Below are 18952 nucleotides of genomic sequence, written 5' to 3'. Positions count from 1 at the left end.
ACGATAAAAAGTGGATTATCGACGAAAAAAGCTGTAAGAAAAAATGGAGAGGGCAAATTTATCGATGGTCTATCGACAGTTGGCTGGTATGATAAACGCGTACTTGAAAGCTACGAACCCCCGACAGTCAATAAACCCTGACAAACAAAAACGCGATAAAAATTTTTGCTTGAATGGAGGAAAATAGTTATGTCTCAGAATGGTGGTAACATGTTCCCCGCCAAGGCGGAGAAGCCCGAGGTCCTGTATGAAGTAAAGGCCCAGCGCGGTGGCTTTGACAAGCCCGACACCCTGCGCTGCAAGGGTTGGAAGCAGGAGACCATCCTGCGGATGCTGGAGAACAACATGGAGAACGCCGAGATCCCCGAGATGCTGGTCATCTACGGCGGCAACGGCAAGTGCGCCCGTAACTGGGAGTCTTACTACGCCATCATCGAGTCTCTGAAGAACCTGGAGAACGACGAGACTCTGGTCATCCAGTCCGGCATGCCCGTGGCCGTGTTCAAGACCCACAACCTGGCCCCCCGTGTTGTGATGGCCACCACCAACATCATGAAGGCCACCTGGGAGCGGTTCTATGACCTGCAGGACAAGAACCTGACCATCTTTGCCCAGTACACCGCCGCTCCTTGGGAATACATCGGCACCCAGGGCGTTATCGAGGGTACCTTCGAGACCCTGTCCGCCATCGTCCTGAAGAAGGGCTGGGACAACGACATGCACGGCAAGATCTTCCTGACCGCTGGTGCCGGCGGCATGGGCGGCAACCAGACCTGGGCCGGCAAGATGCACGGCGCCGTGGTCATCCTGGCCGACGCTGACGAGCGCGTCATCGACCGCCGTATCTCCAAGGACTACATGGACATGAAGGTCCACTCCCTGGACGAGGCTTGGAAGATCGCTCAGGAGCACGTGGCCAAGGACGAGCCCATCTCCATCGGCGTGGTCGGCAACGCCGCCGACATCTACGAGGAGGCCCTGGCGAAGAACTATCTGCCCGCCGTGGTCACCGAGATGTGCCCCTGCCACGACCCCATCTCCTACATCCCCTCCGGCTACACCGGCGAGCAGGCTGATATCTACCGCGGCGAGCACCGCGAGCAGTATCTGCACGACGCCCGCGAGACCATGAAGCGCCAGCTGCGCGCCATGATCGAGTTCAAGAAGCGCGGTGTCGAGGCCTTTGAGTATGGCACCAGCATCCGCAAGGAGTGCATGGACGCCGGTATGCCCGAGGCCGAGGCCAAGCAGATCGAGGGCTTTGTGGCCGGTTACATCCGTCCCCTGTTCTGCGAGGGCCGTGGTCCCTTCCGCTGGACCTGCATCTCCGGCGATCCCGCCGACCTGGCTCGTCTGGACGACCTGGCTCTGGAGATCTGCAAGGGCGATCACCTGGTGGAGCGGTGGATCGGTCTGGCCCGCAAGTGCCTGCCCATCGAGGCTCTGCCCGCCCGTATCTGCTACATGGGCTTTGGCGAGCGCAAGCGCTTCGGTCTGGCCGTGAACGACCTGATCAAGAAGGGCGAGATCAAGGGCCCCGTGGCCTTCTCCCGCGACAACCTGGACTCCGGCTCCATCGTGAACCCCACCTTCGAGTCTGAGAACATGCCCGACGGCGGCGACTACATCTCCGATTGGCCCATGCTGAACGGTCTGCTGGACTGCGCTGCCATGTGCGACCTGATCGCCATCCAGGCCAACTACTCCATGGGCGAGGCCGTCCACACCGGCGTTACCATGATCGCCGACGGCACTGAGGAGGCCGACTTCCGTCTGGCCGCCTGCATGACCACCGACTCCGGCATCGGCGTGGTGCGTCACGCTCAGGCTGGTTACCAGATCGCCAGGGACGTCTGCAACGGCAAGGGCAAGATCGCCGGCGGCGAGAGCATCAAGATCCCCCTGTGGTGGGAGCCCGCCGACAAGGTCACCTTCGGTCCCGAGGGCCGCTTCGTCCGGTAATCTACACAGTCTTATTCATAAGTTCCTTCATAATAACAGCGGAAAGGGCGGGCGTATTTCACGCCCCGCCCTTTTCGCCCTACCTGAACCATCACGGAGGGAAAGCCATATGATCAAAGAAGAAAAGCCCGTCACCAAGCTGCTCATTGAAAACGCCAAGCAGATCCTGACCATGCAGGGGGAGAGCAACCACGACGTGGGGATGCTGGAGGGCGGCTCCATCTATATCGAGGGCAACCTCATCAAGGCCATCGGCCCCAAGGCCGACGTGGACAAGTATGTGGAGGGCATCGAGGACGTCCAGCACATCAACGCCCAGGGCAAGGTCATCTGCCCGGGCTTTATCGACTGCCACACCCACGTGGTGTTCGGCGGCTCCCGGGTGGCGGAGTATGCCATCAAGCTCACCGACCCCCGGCCCGAGACCCTGGCCAAGTTCGGCATCCCCACCGGCATCTATGCCTCCGTCAACATGACCCGAGACGTGCCCGTGGAGGAGCTGGCCGCCCGCACCGAGCGCCGGATGCGGAACATGGTGGTCACCGGCACCACCACCATCGAGAGCAAGAGCGGCTATGGCTTCACCCTGCCCTCTGAGATGAAGATGCTGGAGGTCAACCGTCTGCTCAGCGCCACCCTACCCCTGGACATCGTGCCCACCTTCTTGGGCGCCCACGGCTGGGAGGAGGGCAAGTCCAAGGAGTGGTACATCGATCACCTGTGCCAGGACATGATCCCCCAGGTGGCGGCCTTCCACATGGCCTCCTTCAACGACGTGTGGGTGGACGAGGGCCACTTCACCGCCGCCGACGCGGAGAAGATCCTCTCCTGTGGCCGGGACCACGGCCTGATCCCCTCTATCCACACCGACGCCTATTCCGACATCGGCGGCTCCACCCTGGCTGCCGAGATGAAGATGGCCAACGCCGGTCACCTGAACTACACCCCCCTGGAGGTGCTGCCCAAGCTGCGGGACGCCGGTGTGGTGGGCGTCATCCTGCCCGGCACCGACTTTGCCGTGCAGCACCCCCGCCCCGTCCGCGCCCGGCCCATGCTGGACTGCGGCATGACCCTGGCCCTGGCCACCAACTGTAACCCCGGCTGCTGGATGGAGTCCATGCAGATGGTGCTGGTGCTGGCCTGCCGTCTCCACGGCTTCTCCCCCGCCGAGGCCTTCCGGGCAGCGACTTACGGCTCCGCCAAAGCGCTGACCCTTACGGATCGCGGCGTGCTGGACGTGGACAAGGTGGCCGACCTGCTGATCCTGGACGTGGACACCTTCGAGGACGTGATCTATAAGTTTGGCCGCAACCATGTTGAAACCGTCATCAAGGGCGGCAAAGTGGTGGCCCGGGACGGGCGCATCCTCCAGCAGGAGCAGGAGTAAGTCCCCGTTTTCCCATTTCATCTTTCGCACCGTGGATGGCTCTGCCGTCCACGGTGTTTTTTTGCCCGGGAAAAAGCCGCCGCCATTGCTTTTTCTCCCGGGAGCGGCTATAATAAATCGTAATTTCTGAAAACACGCCGGGCGCGCCCGGCTTTCGGCAAGGAGGTCCTTTTTTTGGCGGAAGAGATCCATGCCAGCGCCCAGGACAAACCGGAGGAGGTCAAGCTCCCCGGGGCCGACCTGTTCGACTGGCTCCAGATGGTCATGGGCTGCATCCTGGCGGCGGTGCTGCTGTTCAACTGCTTCGCCCGGCTGACCCAGGTGGACGGCGAGTCCATGACCAACACCCTTCAGGACGGGGAGATGATGCTGGTCTGGTCCCTGGGCTATCACCCCAAAGCGGGGGATATCGTCGTCGTGAACAAAAAGACGGCCACGTTTCTGGATGACCGGGCCATCGTCAAGCGGGTCATCGCCGTGGGCGGCCAGTCTGTGGACATCGACTACGCCAGCGGCACGGTGTACGTGGACGGCTCCCCCCTGGACGAGCCCTATATCAAAGAGACCATGTACTTCCCCGCCAGCTATACCATGAGCCAGACCCACTGGGACGTGCCCCAGGGCCAGCTGTTCCTCATGGGCGACAACCGCAACGGCTCCACCGACAGCCGGGACGAGCGCTTAGGGCCGGTTGACGAGGGCTATGTCCTTGGCCGCGCCGTCCTGGCCCTGTGGCCCCTGAGCAAGGCGGGGGTGCTGTAAAAACTGCCCTCTCCGCCCCCGTCCCCCTTGGCTCCCCCCGTGGGGGAGCTGGCACGGCGAAGCCGTGACTGAGAGGGCGGGCGGCCAAAGGCCGCCCGCGATGACCGCGCATTTTCGACGGAATCCTCCAGTCATCGCCTGCGGCGATGCCAGCCCCCTTTGACAAGGGGGCCTGATGAAGCGCAACAATAGCCTCCCTTGTTAAAGGGAGGTGGCACGGGCGCAGCCCGTGACGGAAGGATTCCGTCCCCCGCAAGCCCTTCGGCGTTCCCCTCATCCGCCCCTTCGGGGCACCTTCCCCCAGGGGAAGGCTTTTGGGACAACCCATACGCATCACCAGTCAGCCCCTCCCGGGCTGACTTTTTATTTTCCTCTTGACAGCCACGGGGCGGATGTGGTATCCTCATGCAGTAGTTAGCGTTAGCTAACTTTCTGGGACGACGCATCGGTCGTCTGTTTTTTGGCATACTAGTTAGCATATGCTAATCGCAAAGGAGGCCCTGCCATGTCCCCGCTCCACTATCGGTTTGAACAGACCCTGGCCTGGCACTGCGCCCCCTCTCTGGCGGGCATCAAGGCCGCCGACCTGCTCACCTGGACGGTGGAGGGCCGGGAGGGAGCCGACCTGCTCTCTCACTACGCCGGGATGCTGTCCAGCCGGGGCGTCCGTCTCTATGTGCTGGGCTCCCGCCGGGGGCGGACCCTGCTGCTGATCTTCCGGCCCCGCCAATTAGACCGCTGGCTGGCCCAGCCCCGGGTGCAGGAGATGCTGGACAGGGCGGGCTATCCGGTGAGCCAGGGGACCGAGGCCATGCTGGCCCACCTCCGCCGACGCTTACAGGGCGGGGAGTTCCCCCACGAGATCGGTCTGTTCCTGGGCTATCCCCCGGGAGATGTGGAGGGCTTTCTCCGGGACGGTGGCCGCCACTGCAAGCTGTGCGGCCCCTGGAAGGTATATGACAACGTGGAGGAGACCGCCCGGCGCTTTGCCGCCTTCCACCGCTGCCGGGACGCGCTGACAGAGCGGGTGGACCGGGGCATCCCCCTTGCCAGCGTGTTCCCCGCCGTGTCCTGACCCTTTCTTTTGCTGTGACCGCCCAATGGGCGCTTACAAATACGATGTAAATTTTTATCGCAGGAGGTTTTTCTTATGAGCAAGATCGCCGTGATCTATTGGTCCATGTCCGGCAACACCGAGGCCATGGCCAATGCCATCGCCGAGGGCGCCCAGGGCGCCGGCGCCGAGGTGGACGTGAAGCAGGTGAGCGACATCACCGTGGACCAGGCCCTGGAGTATGACAAGCTGGCCCTGGGCTGCCCCGCTATGGGCGCCGAGGTGCTGGAGGAGAGCGAGTTCGAGCCCTTCTTCACCGAGCTGGAGAGCCGCCTGGGCGGCAAGAAGGTGGCCCTGTTCGGCTCCTATGGCTGGGGCGACGGCCAGTGGATGCGGGATTGGCAGCAGCGCGTGGATGACGCCAACGCCAGCCTGTATAACGGCGAGGGCCTGATCATCAACGAGACCCCCGACGACGACGGCCTGGAGCAGTGCCGCCAGTTCGGCGCCGGTTTCGCCGGTTTCTAAGCCGCTCTCCTCTCCTTTTACAACTTTTCTTACAACTTTCGCGACCAAGCAGACCATCCTCTGCTCATTCTATTTGGTATCATCGCTTCATACGAAGCCGCCGCCCGGGCATTATGTCCGGGCGGCGGTTTTGCGTTTATTTCGGTTTACTGCTTGGCCTTCAGGCTCTCCTCAAAGGAGGCGCGGACCCGGCGGCGGAAGTCCTCGTCGTTGAACACCCGCAGGGCCATGGCGGACAGGAACTCCGCCCCGTCGGCGATGGTCTGGTGGGCTCTGTCGGTGATGGTGGCGGCGCAGAACTCGTGGGTGTGGGGGGCGAAGGGCTCCGGGCAGATGTCCAGCAGGGGCTGGATGGTGGGGCAGTGATAGCTCACGTTGCCCACGTCGGAGGAGCCCATGGGCGGCGTGACCGGGGCGATGGTCCGGCCCAGCTCGCCGATCAATTGGGCGGAATACTCCTCCAGAGCGGGCACCCGCACCATGTCCATAAAGCTGTCGAAGGTGGGCTGGAACTCCACCTGGCACTTCAGGGCCATGGCTGCCCCCTGGGCGCAGGCGTGGACGGTCTCGTCCAGCTCCTTCAGCTTCCGCTGGGAGTCGGTGCGATACTCCATGCGCACGTCCGCCTGGTCGGGGATGACGTTGGTGGCCCTGCCGCCGCTGGTGATGATGCTGCTCACCCGGATGTCCGAGGTGAAGGACTCCCGGCAGGCGTCCAGCAGATCCAGGAACTTTCGGGCGGCGGTGAGAGCGTTGTGCCCCGCCCAGGGGGCCCCCGCCGCGTGGGCGGACCGGCCCAAAAAGCGGATGTCATAGGAGCCCAGGCTGAGCACGTCCTGGTCGGGGATGCTGCTGCCCCCGCTCCAGCTGTGGATCATAATGGCCAGGTCCATGCCGTCAAAGGCCCCCTGGGCCGCCATGCCCACCTTGGCCCCCGCGGTCTCCTCCGCCGGGGTGCCGACGACATACAGGGTCCCCTGGAACAGCTCCTTGTGCTGGGCCAGGGCCATGGCCGCCAGGATGGACATGGAGCCGTGGACGTTGTGGCCGCAGGCGTGGCCCACCACCGGCAGGGCGTCATACTCCACCAGCAGGGCCACCGAGGGGCCCTCCCCGGTCTTCAGCACCCCGCGAAAGCCGGTGGGGTAGTCCAGATAGGGATATTCCACCTGATAGCCCGCCTGGCGCAGCAGGTCCACCATAGTCTGGCTGGCGTGAAATTCCTTGTGTCCCAGCTCCGGGTGGTCGTGGAGGTCGTCGCTGAGGGCCACGGCCTGGGGCCAGAGCTGACGAATAGTTTCTTTCAGTGCGTCTGGAAGCATAGAGATCCACCTTTCTGTTTTATATTCTGTCCCTATTATAGCACGTGGGGCGGGCGTTTGAAATGCCCTCAGTCCTGCAAAATGGCCCCCCGGTCCGCCGAGGTGGCCTCCTTGGCATAGCGGCGGAGATAGCCCCGGGGGACGGGGGGCATCTGGGGCGGGGTCCATTTGGCCCGGCGAATGTCCAGCTCCTCCTGGGTCAGGTCCACGTCGATGCGGCCATGGGGCACGTCGATGACGATCCGGTCCCCGTCCTCCACCAGGGCGATGGGTCCGCCCTCGGCGGCCTCCGGGGAGATGTGGCCCACAAAGCAGCCGTTGTTGGTGCCGGAGAACCGCCCGTCGGTGATGACGGCGGTGGAGCCGCCCAGGCCCATGCCGTACAGCAGCTTCATGGCCTTATACATCTCCCGCATCCCCGGGCCGCCCCGGGGACCCTCATACCGCACCACCAGCACGTCCCCCGGCTGGATCTCTCCCGCCAGAATGGCCCGGTCTGCGGCCTCCTCCCCGTCGAAGACTCTGGCCCGGCCCTCAAAGTGATGCAGCGTCTCGGGATAGGCCCCGGGCTTGGTCACGCCGGTGCGGGGGGCCAGGTTGCCCCGGAGCACCGCGATGCCCCCCACCGGGGCGAAGGGGTCCTGCCGGGTGCGGACGATCTCCGGGTTCTCGGGGTAGAGATAGGCGTACTCTGCCAGGTTCTCCCCCACCGTCTTCCCCGTACAGGTGAGGGCGGAGCGGTCAATGAGATCGCCCAGGCGGTCCATCACCCGGGGAATGCCCCCGGCCTGGAAAAAGTCCTCCATGTCCCACTTGGCCGCCGGGTTCACCCGGGCCAGCTGGGGGGTGGTGAAGTACATGGACCGGAAGCACTCCATCACGTCCAGGTCCAGCTCCGCCTCGTGGGCCAGGGCGCACAGGTGGAGCACCGCGTTGGTGGAGCCGCTGATGCTGCTGACCACCCGCACGGCGTTTTTGATAGACGCCGGGGTGAGGATATCCCTTGCCCGGATGCCCCGGCGTGCCAGGTCGCACACCGCCCGGCCCGACTCAAAGGCCAGCTGCCGCCGCTGGGCATAGGTGGCGGGGGCCAGGCCGCTGCCGGGCAGTCCCAATCCCAACGCCTCGGCCACGCAGCCCATGGTGTTGGCCGTGCCTAAAAAGGCGCAGGAGCCGCAGGCGGGGCAGGCGGTGTTCTCCAGATTCAGCACGTCCTCCGCCCCGATCTTGCCCACTTGCAGCATCCCCAGGGCCTCGTCGATGGAGGTCTGGTCCGACTTGCGCCCGTCGAACACCGCGCCCCCGGGCATGGGGCCGCCCACCACCATCACGGCGGGCAGGTTCAGCCGGGCGGCGGCCATGAGCATCCCCGGGACGATCTTGTCGCAGGAGCCCAGCAATACCAAGCCGTCCAGCATGGAGGTCCGGGTCTGAAGCTCGATGGCGTCGCAGATGACCTCCCGGCTGGGCAGGATGTATTTCATCCCCTCGGTGGCGTCGGGGATGCCGTCGCAGGGGGCGATGACCCCAAAGTCCACCGCCGTGCCCCCGGCGGCATAGATGCCCTTGCGCACAAAGTCGGCCAGCTCGTTTAAATTATAGTGCCCCGGGGAGATGGTGTTCCAGGAGCTGGCGATGCCGATGAGCGGCCTGTCCTTCAACTCAAAATCCGTATAGCCCATGGCCTTGAGCAGACTGCGCTGGGGCGCGCAGCGCACCTGTGGGCCAAAGGTCTGTTCGCTGGGATATGCCATGTGGTCCCCCTCCTGTTCGGTTATGGACATTCGTCCTGTATACAGTCAGAATACCGCATAGGGCAGCAGATGTCAACGCTCTGACGCGATAACGGAGTGAAAAACTGATTCAGGGGATAAAACGAATGTTTCACCACTTTCCACACAGTTTTCCACAGGGGGGGTGTTAAGCCTTCCCCTGGGGGAAGGCTTAAACTCATCACTCCTATCTCCTAACTCCTAACTCTCCCGCAATCTAAAGGAAATCTTAAACCTTTCTTAATTGTATTTCCCGCTCCCCCCGGCTATACTGGATTGTACTAGCAAGACTCATACAGTTCCGGCGGCAGCGCCGGGAAAGGAGGCAGCTTATGCTGAATCTGGACTATCGGGACGCCCGGTCCATTTACGAGCAGGTGCGGGACGGCCTGCGCCGGTTGATGGTGTCCGGCGTCATTCAGGAGGGGGAACAGCTCCCCTCTGTGCGGGCGATGGCCACCAGTCTGGCCATCAATCCAAACACCATCCAGCGGGCCTATGAGCTGCTGGAGGCAGAGGGCTATGTCAGCTCCGTCCCCGGCAAGGGTTCCTTCGCCGCGCCCCACAGTCAGGTGGACAGCGCCCGGCGGGACGGCCTGCTGCGGACCTTTGACGAGACAGCCACCGAGCTTTTCTTCCTGGGCCTGTCCGCCGACGCCCTGTCCCAGCGCCTTAGTAAGTTAGATGGAGGTGTTCGCCAGTGATAAAAGTGAACAACGTGACCAAGACCTTCGACGGCTTTCGCGCCCTGGACGGTCTGACCATGACGGTGGAGCAGGGCTCCATCTATGGCCTGGTGGGGCCCAACGGCGCGGGCAAGTCCACCATCCTGCGCCACATCATGGGCGTCTATCGCCCCGACTCCGGCTCGATCTTAGTGGACGGCCAGCCGGTGTTTGAAAACCCGGCGGTGAAGGCCAAGATCGCCGTCATCCCCGACGACCTGTACTACTTCCCCTCCGCCTCCACCCGGGATATGGCCCGCTTTTACCGGGGGATGTACCCCGCCTTCGACGGCAAGCGGTACGAGGCCCTGCGGGAGGCCTTTCCCGACGTGGACGACAAGCAGCCCATCCGCCGCCTGTCCAAGGGCATGCAGAAGCAGTCCGCCTTCTGGCTGGCCCTGTGCTGCCAGCCCCAGGTGCTGGTGCTGGACGAGCCGGTGGACGGCCTGGACCCGGTGATGCGCCGCCAGGTGTGGTCTTTGCTCATGGGCGACGTGGCCCAGCGGGGCACCACCGTGCTGGTCAGCTCCCACAACCTGCGGGAGCTGGAGGACGTGTGCGACCATGTGGGCATCCTGTCCCACGGCAAGGTGCTGCTGGAGCGCTCCCTCACCGACCTGCAGGACAACGTGGTCAAGCTGCAGGTGGCCTTCCCCCAGCCGGAGCCCCCCCAGCTGCCCGGCGATCTGAACATCCTCCACACCAGCCAGATCGGCCGGGTGTTCACCTACATCGTCCGGGGCAACCCCGCAGATATCAAGGCCCGCATGGCCGCCTATCAGCCCCTGCTGCTGGAGGCCCTGCCCCTGTCTTTGGAGGAGATCTTTATTTATGAATTGGGAGGTGAGGACTATGCGGTCCGGGATATCGTGCTTTAACGGGACCCTCTATCGCAAGACCATGGCCCGCTTCTGGCCCCTCTGGGCCCTGTACGGCCTGTTTTGGATGTTTGCCATTCCTCTGAATCTGATGAACCGCTATTTCAACTATCTCCGCTGGACCGGCGGGACGGGCACGCCACAGGACCTGCTGCTGGACCTGGCCCAGTCCATCCCCGAGTATCTGGCCCCCGGCGTCTGGCTGGCCGCCCTGATGGGGCTGCTGTGCGCCATGGCCTGCTTCGGCTACCTTTATAATAACCGCTCCGCCTGCATGATGCACGCCCTGCCCATGCGCCGGGAGACCCTGTTCGTCACCCAGTATCTGGCCGGGCTGTCCTTCCTGCTGCTGCCCGTGGCGGCGGTGGCCCTGTGCGGGGTGCTGGTGGAGCTGGCCCTGCTGCCCCCCAACATGTGGGCCGACGCCCTGCCCTGTCTGGCCGTGTGGTTTTTGGCTCACAGCGGCGCCTGTCTGTTCTTCTTCTCCTTCGCCGCCTTCTGCGCCATGTTCACCGGGCACATTCTGGCCCTGCCCGTCTTTTATGGGGTGCTCAACGGCCTGGCCCTGGGTGTCTACGCCCTGATCCAAAGTCTGCTGGACCAGTTCTACTATGGCTTCTTCTTCCAGGACCCCTCCGGCGGCCCCGTCTATTACCTCACCCCCCTATACGCCCTTATCGAGGCCAACGGCCACTACTATAACCCCCACAGCTGGTCCATCGACGACCCCCTGCTGGTGGCCATCTATGCCGGGGCGGGGGTGGTGCTGGCGGTGCTGGCCCTGCTGATCTACCGGGCCCGCCAGGTGGAGTCCGCCGGAGACGTGGTGTCCATCCCCCTGGTCCGCCCCCTGTTCCAGATCGGCGTGGCCTTCTGCGCCGGGCTGTCCCTGGGCCTGTTCACCGCCCTGTTCTTCGGCTGCTATGAGGACCCCCTGGCCCTGACCCTGTGTGCCCTGATCTGGACGGCGGTGGGCTTCTTCGTGGCGGAGATGCTGCTGAAAAAGTCCTTCCGGGTGCTGGGGGCCTGGAAGCGCTGCCTGGCCATGACGGCGGCCATGGCCGCCCTGTGCCTGGTGTGCTTCCTGGACCCCTTCGGCATCGAGGCCCGCACCCCCCAGGCCGGAGAGGTGGCCTCCGTCCGCCTGTCCCTGGAGTCCGGCTATCCCTATGACAGCGGCCAGCTCGCGGGGCTGGAGCTCACCGACCCCCAGCACGTCCAGCAGGTCATCGACCTGCACAAGGCCATCATCCGGGACAAGGACCGGCTGGAGGACAAGATCGACAACTCCGTCTATGTCAGCCTGGACTACACCCTGACCGACGGCACCCGCTTGACCCGGCGGTACAGCCAGGTGTTCCTGTACAAGGCCGAGGAGCACGCCGAGGGCACCCTCACCTGGCAGGTGGGCCAGCTGATCTCTGACCGCGGCCTCGTCGCCCGGGCCTATGGCTTTGACCAGGCGGAGCAGGGCACGCTGATGGAAACCTATCTGAGCAGCGTGTACAACACCCGGGAGCAGTCCTATACCGACCTGTCCCTGGACGACTATGGCCAGCAGCTGTGGCAGGCCGTGAAGGCGGACTTCGATGCCGGGAACATCGGCAAGCGCTATCTCTTCGACGACGAGGAGCGCAGCGAGAACACCTATGTCACCGACCTGGACTTCACCTGGGGCCGCCTGAATAAAGACGGCGAACAGGAGGACTTCTACCGCAGCGTCACCGTCACCCTCACCCCCCAGGCCGCCAATACTTTGGCCGTGCTGGAGTCCACCGGTCTGCTGGGCGATGACTATCAGCTCCAGCCCCACAGCTGGAACGGCGGCGACGATGACTATGTGGACGGCGGCAGCTGGGACAGATCCGCCTCGGTGGAGGTCCCCGCCGAGCCCGCCATGGATGACCTTGCCTCCAGCTACGGCATCATCGGCGGAGCGGATGGCCCCACGGTGATCGTGTCGGGTACGGCCATTACGGGCTGAATATTTGTCTTATGCCTTCCCCCTTCCAGGGGGAAGGTGGCATGGCGCAGCCATGACGGATGAGGGTGGGTCCCGTAGGTGCGTCGGTCATCGACGGGCGGACACAGAGGTCCGCCCCTACAAGAGCCATCGTGACACGCCGTAGGGGCCGACCTCCGTGTCGGCCCGCTCGACAACGTATGCACCCCCGTGGTCCCCCTCATCCGCCCCTTCGGGGCACCTTCCCCCCTGGGTGGGGAAGGCTGACCTCTATTCCCTCCCCTCCAACTCTTCCGTCAACCTGAGACATAAATTCCCGGGGAAACACCCATTTCCCGCATTGCTTTTTTCCAGTCGTTCCGATATAATAATGTTGAATGTAGACTTGAAACATGCGTCTTTGGAATAGACGCCAAATTTATGTTGGAGGTTTTACATTATGAAGGAAGTTTATGTTGTTAACTGCTGCCGCACTGCCATCGGCTCCTATGGCGGCTCTCTGAAGGATACTCCCGCCGTAGAGCTGGGCGCTCTGGTCATCAAGGAGGCCCTGAAGCGGGCCAACGTGGCCCCCGAGCACGTGGATGAGGTCATGTTCGGCTGCATCCTCACCTCCGCCCTGGGCCAGAACCCCGCCCGTCAGGCCGCCGTCAAGGCCGGTGTGCCCCTGTCCGCCCCCGCCTACACCGTGGGCATGGTCTGCGGCTCCGGTATGAAGTCCGTCATCGAGGCCGGCCGCGCCATCCTCTCCGGCGACGCCGACATCGTGGTGGCCGGCGGCATGGAGAACATGTCCGCCGCTCCCTATGCCCTGCCCGAGGAGCGCTGGGGCGCCCGCATGGGTGACAAGAAGGTCATCGACACCATGATCCGTGACGGTCTGTGGGATGCGTTCAACAACTATCACATGGGCACCACCGCCGAGAACATCTGCGATGTGTGGGGCATCACCCGTGAGGAGCTGGACGCCTTCGGCGCCGCCTCCCAGCAGAAGGCCGAGGCCGCCATCAAGGCCGGCCGCTTCGAGGACGAGATCGTCCCCGTCATGGTCAAGAAGAAGAAGGAGACCGTGGAGTTCAAGGTGGACGAGTTCCCCCGCTTCGGCACCACCGCCGAGAGCGTGGCCAAGCTGCGCGGCGCCTTCCCTGTGGGTCCCGAGGGCGTTGAGGACACCATCGAGCACACCTTCCAGCCCACCCAGGTCCACGAGGCCGACGCTCACAAGCACGTTCAGCGTGTGACCGCCGCCAACGCCTCCGGCATCAACGACGGCGCTGCCGCCATCATCCTGGCCTCCGGCGAGGCCGTGGAGAAGTACGGTCTGAAGCCCATGGCCAAGCTGGTCTCCTGGGGCCAGGGCGGCGTTGACCCCAAGATCATGGGCGTGGGCCCCGTGCCCGCCTCCCGTCAGGCCATGGCCAAGGCCGACCTGAAGATCGAGGATCTGGACCTGATCGAGGCCAACGAGGCCTTTGCCGCCCAGTCCATCGCCGTGGCCCGCGAGCTGCACTTTGACATGAGCAAGGTCAACGTCAACGGCGGTGCCATCGCTCTGGGCCACCCTGTCGGCGCTTCCGGCGCCCGCATCATCGTCACCCTGCTGCACGAAATGCAGAAGCGTGACGAGGCCAAGAAGGGCCTTGCCACCCTGTGCATCGGCGGCGGCCAGGGCGTGGCCACCATCTTCGAGAAGTGCTGAGCTTCTAACTGAAGAAATGAGAATGAAAACCCCGGACCTGAAAATCAGGTCCGGGGTTTTTTAGCCTTCCCCTGGGGGAAGGTGGCGCGGGCGTAAGCCCGTGACGGATGAGGGGAACGCCAGAGGGAAGGCTTGGGGACGAGAGAACGGAATCCTTCCGTCACGGCTTCGCCGTGCCACCTCCCTTTGACAAGGGAGGCTGATGTCCTGCACCAATAGGCCCCCTTGTGAAAGGGGGCTGGCATCGCCGCAAGGCGATGACTGGAGGATTCCCACGCAACAGCTCCCGATCCTTCGGCGTTCCCCTCATCCGCCCCCTTCGGGGGCACCTTCCCCCAGGGGAAGGCTTTTTGAATATAGCAAAACCCGGACGCCAGCTCCAAAGCGTCCGGGTTTGCCGTTGAAAAAGAGGATTAAAATGAAACGAACTGTCTCTTGCGAAGTTTATGATACTAAAAAGTTATTAACAAATCCAACATCAAATGTTACATAAGTTTTAAATATTTCAAACGCTGTCCTGCATAAGAGAACGGCTGCCGGGTCTCCCCGGCAGCCGTCCCAAAAGATTGGAGGATAGAATGAAAAGATGCTCTTGCCTTGCAAGTATGAGTATAGCCGGATGATATTACAAAAATTCAGAAAAACTGTTACAGAAGCATTAAATCTCCCCGCTCTTTTCTCTTAATCCCCGGAAGAAGTCCTGGAGCTGACTCTCGCACTCCTCTTTCAGCGGCCCCTGGTAGATTCGCGGGTGGTGGTTGAAGCGCTCCTCGAACAGGTTGAGCACCGAGCCGCAGCAGCCCGCCTTGTCGTCCCGGGTGCCATAGCGCAGGGTGTGGATGCGGGAGTTGATGATGGCCCCGGCGCACATGGGGCAGGGCTCCAGGGTGACGTACAGGGTGCAGCCCGTCAGCCGCCAACTCCCCGTGTGGGCGCAGGCGTCCCGGATGGCCTCTACCTCCGCGTGGGCGGTGGCGTCCCCCCGCTCCTCCCGGCGGTTGCGGCCCCGGCCAATGACCTGGCCGTCCTTCACGATGACGCAGCCCACGGGCACGTCTCCGTCCCCCTCCGCCTGGGCCGCCAGCTCCAGCGCCATACGCATATATTTTTCGTGGTCCATGTGGTCGCCCTCTCCCCGTAGGGGCGGATATCATCCGCCCGGAATCGCATTTTCTCCAGTGTACCCGATGGACGGTCTGAGTGCAAGGGAAGAATGTCATTCCGAGGAGCGAAGCGACGTGGGAATCCGTCTCCCCCGTCTCTTGCTCGAAAGGAACGGATTGCCACGTCGGCCTGCGGCCTCCTCACAATGACAGTACGCTGCTCGTGAAAGTTTCCACATTTCCGTCCAATTTTGTGGAAAGTTTTCACCCCTTCTCCCGCGCCAGCAATGTCCTTGCCACGTTGTCCGCCCACAGGCGGGCGGCGTCCACCGCTTCTGTCAGGGTGTTGCCGTGACCGCCCACCTCCACCAGCAGGGAACCGGGGAGCAGCTGCTGGTTATACCGGCTGTTGCGCAGGACGATGGGCCGGGCCAGCTGGCTATAGCCCCGGGTCAGCCCCTGCTGGAGCAGCACGGCGAAGGCCAGGTTGTCCCGCCATCTGGGGTGCTCTTTCCCCCCGCCGTCAGAGCCCACCACCAGCATCACCTGGGCGACCTTCTGCCCCGCCTCCTGGGCCACCATTTTATACACCTGGCCGTCCTTGCCCACCAGCGCGTCCCGGTGGACGTCCAGCACGATCTTGATCGTCGGGTATTTACTCAGCCACTGCTCCACCGCCGCCCCGGAGCGGTCATAGGCCCCGGTGTAGGAGGGGTAGTCGTACAGGGTGGGGTCGTGGACCACCCCAAAGCCGTGGGCCCGGAAGACGGTGGCCATCTCCTCTCCCACCCGCACCACGTTGTGGGTGCAGTCGGTGGTGCGATAGGGGTCGCTGGGTTCATAGGTATCCCCGTCCGTCTGGGCGTAGGCCTCGCTGCCGTGGGTGTGGACGATGAGGATCTGCGGCCCCTCCCCCAGGTCCACGTCCACGCTCCCCTGGGTCAGCACCGACTCATCCAGGTCATAGTTGGTCCGGTTGTAGAGATAGACCCCCTGGCCGTAGAGATACTTCCCGCCGCTCTTGCCCTGGGCGGTCATCTCGATGATGCCGTCATCCTCCTGGTGGGACAGCTGGGGCTCCTCCCGGTCCTCCTCGTGCTCTTCGCTGGAGGAGGGCTCCGGCTGCTCCTCCGGGGCGGGCGGCTCGGCGGCAGAGCCTACCCCCGCCCGCAGCAGGGCGGACTGCTCCAGCAGCAGCCGCCCCCAGCCGGAGAGCTTGTCTGTCCGCGCCCCACCCTCCAGCTGGGAGGACAGCAGGGCCACCGCCACCGCCGGTTCCTCCCCCGCCGCCTTTGCCCGGCCCAGCCAGCCCGTCAGGTCCGCCGCCCAGCTCATGCACCAAAGAGCCGCCCCGGTCAGCCCCAGGGCCACCCCCCGGCGCACAGCCCGTCCCGCTCCCCTCGTCCTTCGTCCCATCCAGCCGCCCTCCTTATCTCGCGTGACCTCTGTTCCAACAGTGTATGAGGGGGAGTACGGGGGTATGACAGGACGTTTTTTAGTACGTTGTGTTAACTCAGATTTAAATATTTCAATATGTATATAGCCATGGCGTAGGGGCGGACCTCTGTGTCCGCCCGCTCGATGACCGCCGCATTTTCGACGGAATCCTCCAGTCATCGCCTGCGGCGATGCCAGCCCCCTTTCACAAGGGGGCCTATTGGTGCGCAACAACAGCCTCCCTTGTTAAAGGGAGGTGGCACGGCGAAGCCGTGACGGAAGGATTCCGCCCCCCTTGCTTCCCCCTTTTGGGGAGGTGCCCCCACAGGGGGCGGAGAGGGCCGCTCCGTCAATTTTTCCCGTTCTTCTATTCAAAACGAAGAAAATATGTTAAACTTCACCTATGTAACATGTTGTTGCCCCCGATGCAACCTCCGTATGGTTTACTTTTGCCATGCACTTCGATAGGATAGGAGCAGAAAACCATGAGTCTTGCGGAAAAGATGATCGAACTGAGAAAGCAAAACGGCCTGTCTCAGCAGGACCTGGCCGACCGGCTGGGTGTGTCTCGCCAGGCTATCTCCCGGTGGGAGACCGGGGCCGTCCAACCCCTGGCCGACAGCGTAAAGAGCCTGGCCCAGGTGTTCCAGGTCTCCACCGACTACCTGCTCAACGACGACCTGGACACTCCCACGCCCCCGCACTCCCCCCAGCCTGCGCCGACACCCCAGGAAGAACCAACGCCCACCCGGAAGCACCGGAAATGGCTCCTGGCTCTGGCTGCTCTGGCTGCTGCCGCTGTGCTGGTCCTGGTCACGGCGGCGGGCACGGCGTACTATCTCCAATGGAAGGAGAGACAGCCGGTATCCATTTATGATATGAATCGAGAAACTGCTGAGGAGAGTATTCGTGACCGCTCTGTCGTCATGTATTCATTTGACGAGTGGTAATTGATAACGGAATGAGGTGCAGCGCTTTGTTCTCCTATACAAAACGCAAATTCCATGATACAATGCTTACAGAACCACCATTCCCATATCCTTCCCCTGTACATAAAACGACTGACCGGCCCGTTCGGGCCACAGCAGAGAAAGGAGCCGACCACATGAAACACACCTGGAAACGATGGATCACGGCGGCGCTGGCTTTGGTTTTGGTTGCGGCGCTGTTCGGCTGCGCCGGGGACGCGTCGGATAAAAAGGTCTGGACCCCTGGCGCATTTGAACAGAAAGACGGCAACGGCGACCCGTCTTACAGCATCCGGCTCCCCCTGTCGGAAGACAACACGGGGATATGCGTCAGCTCCACCCATGACGGTACTGCCATCGCCATGGCCGATTTAGAACGTGGTCGAATCGACTTCATCCGCGTGGACCACAACACCGGCGAGGTCACCCGCTGGACCACAGAGAATGTACCATTCAGCGACATCTATGACCTTCCTATGGAGACCGACTAAAGGCCGACAGAGAAAGGAGCCAACTATGATCTTATGGAACGAACGTCAGTGGCGGCGGGAGATGCTGCTCTGCGCGCTGATCTTTCAGGCAATCTTTCTGATTGAGCTCGTAGGGCTTTGGGGTATGATCGTGGTAGACCCAAAGGTACATTTTATAAGCTACGAGAATTGGGGTTGGCTCTGCCAAGAGTGGCAGCAACCCGCTTGGCAGCACAATTACTTTACCCAAATCACAGGAACTGCCCTGGCCCTGAACTGGGTGGCCCAGGTCCTCTTCTGGGCCAACGCCGTCTATGTTTGGCTCCACCGGGAGCGATTCGGGCACAGCCGCCTAGCCATCGCCGCGGAGATTGTCCTGGTCACGGCGGCGGCCCTGGCCGCCCGGTGGTACATCAAGTACAACGTGGACTTCTACCGCCTGTCTATGTACGCCATCTACCCGGAGCTGCTCATGCTCCTGCAGCTGGTCTGGGTGCTGAAAAAGAGGGACCCGTGCGCTGAGAAGGAGGAAACAGCCACGACCAAACGAACTTCTCTTGAAAAAGTCCTGCTGCTGCTCGTCCTGGTTCTGGGGGTGTCCCTGGCGGCGGCTCTGTACCGCCTGTACGCCCTGAATCCCCTGGGCAGTATGTTCGGCATGTATCAGACGGAGTGGACAGATGGGGCCTTCTACAATGCGCAATTTTTCAACAAAGACCAATACTACCTGGAGGTGGACGACGGCCAGCGGACGAAGTTCTCCCAGGGGACGTATGAGAGCCTGGGAAATAACAATTATCTCCTCACCGACCAGGCCACCGGGGAGTCCACCCTCATCACCCTGGGGCACCGGGGGTTTTATTACTACTATGCGCCCATCGACACGGTGCTGTATTTCACCAAGCGGGCACCCTAAAAGGAG

The 18952-nt window shown here is 62.8% G+C and carries 16 protein-coding genes; 12 read left to right on the top strand and 4 right to left on the bottom strand.

Annotated elements, in window-relative coordinates; genetic code table 11:
* The first annotated feature begins 189 nt into the window (after window positions 1–189).
* The 5 genes from ACSAMP_RS11365 (at window position 190) to ACSAMP_RS11345 (ending at window position 5693) form a co-directional block, all read left to right on the top strand.
* Entirely contained in the window at window positions 190–1962 is a 1773-nt protein-coding gene (locus ACSAMP_RS11365; RefSeq protein ID WP_457800528.1) for an N-tau-methylurocanate hydratase, read from the top strand.
* 109 nt (window positions 1963–2071) lie between these two features.
* Entirely contained in the window at window positions 2072–3349 is a 1278-nt protein-coding gene (gene hutI / locus ACSAMP_RS11360) for an imidazolonepropionase (RefSeq protein WP_457800527.1), read from the top strand.
* 174 nt (window positions 3350–3523) lie between these two features.
* On the top strand, window positions 3524–4111 hold the full coding sequence (gene lepB, locus ACSAMP_RS11355) for a signal peptidase I (RefSeq protein WP_441796809.1): 588 nt from the start codon (window positions 3524–3526) through the stop codon (window positions 4109–4111).
* Between the two features lie 505 nt (window positions 4112–4616).
* On the top strand, window positions 4617–5186 hold the full coding sequence (locus tag ACSAMP_RS11350) for a DUF3793 family protein (RefSeq protein WP_441796810.1): 570 nt from the start codon (window positions 4617–4619) through the stop codon (window positions 5184–5186).
* 75 nt (window positions 5187–5261) lie between these two features.
* Entirely contained in the window at window positions 5262–5693 is a 432-nt protein-coding gene (locus ACSAMP_RS11345; RefSeq protein ID WP_441796811.1) for a flavodoxin, read from the top strand.
* A 146-nt stretch (window positions 5694–5839) separates the two neighbouring features.
* Here the strand turns inward: ACSAMP_RS11345 and ACSAMP_RS11340 are convergent, their stop codons facing one another.
* Window positions 5840–7015 carry an amidohydrolase gene (locus ACSAMP_RS11340; protein ID WP_457800526.1) on the bottom strand — a complete coding sequence of 392 codons (1176 nt, stop codon included), beginning with the start codon at window positions 7013–7015 and terminating at the stop codon, window positions 5840–5842.
* A gap of 68 nt (window positions 7016–7083) precedes the next feature.
* On the bottom strand, window positions 7084–8769 hold the full coding sequence (ilvD, locus tag ACSAMP_RS11335; RefSeq protein ID WP_457800525.1) for a dihydroxy-acid dehydratase: 1686 nt from the start codon (window positions 8767–8769) through the stop codon (window positions 7084–7086).
* A 350-nt stretch (window positions 8770–9119) separates the two neighbouring features.
* On the opposite strand from ilvD, the gene ACSAMP_RS11330 reads away from it, so the two are divergent.
* The 4 genes from ACSAMP_RS11330 (at window position 9120) to ACSAMP_RS11315 (ending at window position 14052) form a co-directional block, all read left to right on the top strand.
* Window positions 9120–9491: a GntR family transcriptional regulator gene (locus ACSAMP_RS11330; protein ID WP_457800524.1), complete on the top strand. Its 372-nt coding sequence runs from the start codon at window positions 9120–9122 to the stop codon at window positions 9489–9491.
* The gene (locus ACSAMP_RS11325; protein ID WP_457800523.1) at window positions 9488–10390 is read left to right on the top strand and encodes an ABC transporter ATP-binding protein; all 903 of its coding nucleotides are present in this window, start codon (window positions 9488–9490) and stop codon (window positions 10388–10390) included. Before ACSAMP_RS11330 ends, ACSAMP_RS11325 begins: the two co-directional genes overlap by 4 nt.
* Window positions 10344–12374, top strand: coding sequence for a hypothetical protein (locus ACSAMP_RS11320; protein WP_457800522.1), 2031 nt, complete (start codon window positions 10344–10346; stop codon window positions 12372–12374). Before ACSAMP_RS11325 ends, ACSAMP_RS11320 begins: the two co-directional genes overlap by 47 nt.
* A 418-nt stretch (window positions 12375–12792) precedes the next feature.
* A complete protein-coding gene (locus tag ACSAMP_RS11315; protein ID WP_457800521.1) occupies window positions 12793–14052 on the top strand; it encodes an acetyl-CoA C-acetyltransferase in 1260 nt (419 codons plus the stop codon).
* A 658-nt stretch (window positions 14053–14710) separates the two neighbouring features.
* On the opposite strand, the gene tadA is transcribed toward ACSAMP_RS11315, so the two are convergent.
* Both tadA and spoIIP read right to left on the bottom strand, forming a co-directional pair.
* On the bottom strand, window positions 14711–15172 hold the full coding sequence (tadA, locus tag ACSAMP_RS11310) for a tRNA adenosine(34) deaminase TadA (protein ID WP_457800520.1): 462 nt from the start codon (window positions 15170–15172) through the stop codon (window positions 14711–14713).
* A gap of 247 nt (window positions 15173–15419) precedes the next feature.
* Window positions 15420–16571 (bottom strand): stage II sporulation protein P, encoded by a 1152-nt coding sequence (spoIIP, locus tag ACSAMP_RS11305; protein WP_457800519.1) that lies wholly within the window; start codon window positions 16569–16571, stop codon window positions 15420–15422.
* A 506-nt stretch (window positions 16572–17077) separates the two neighbouring features.
* On the opposite strand from spoIIP, the gene ACSAMP_RS11300 reads away from it, so the two are divergent.
* From ACSAMP_RS11300 to ACSAMP_RS11290, 3 genes are all read left to right on the top strand, one after another.
* The gene (locus ACSAMP_RS11300) at window positions 17078–17542 is read left to right on the top strand and encodes a helix-turn-helix domain-containing protein (RefSeq protein ID WP_457800518.1); all 465 of its coding nucleotides are present in this window, start codon (window positions 17078–17080) and stop codon (window positions 17540–17542) included.
* Between the two features lie 155 nt (window positions 17543–17697).
* Window positions 17698–18051 carry a hypothetical protein gene (locus ACSAMP_RS11295; RefSeq protein ID WP_457800517.1) on the top strand — a complete coding sequence of 118 codons (354 nt, stop codon included), beginning with the start codon at window positions 17698–17700 and terminating at the stop codon, window positions 18049–18051.
* Between the two features lie 25 nt (window positions 18052–18076).
* A complete protein-coding gene (locus tag ACSAMP_RS11290; RefSeq protein ID WP_457800516.1) occupies window positions 18077–18946 on the top strand; it encodes a hypothetical protein in 870 nt (289 codons plus the stop codon).
* Window positions 18947–18952: the final 6 nt, after the last annotated feature.

The organism is Flintibacter sp. SJQ-8 (assembly GCF_054108085.1).
Note: the sequence above shows the minus strand (reverse complement) of the source record. Positions and strands in the feature narration are given on the sequence as shown.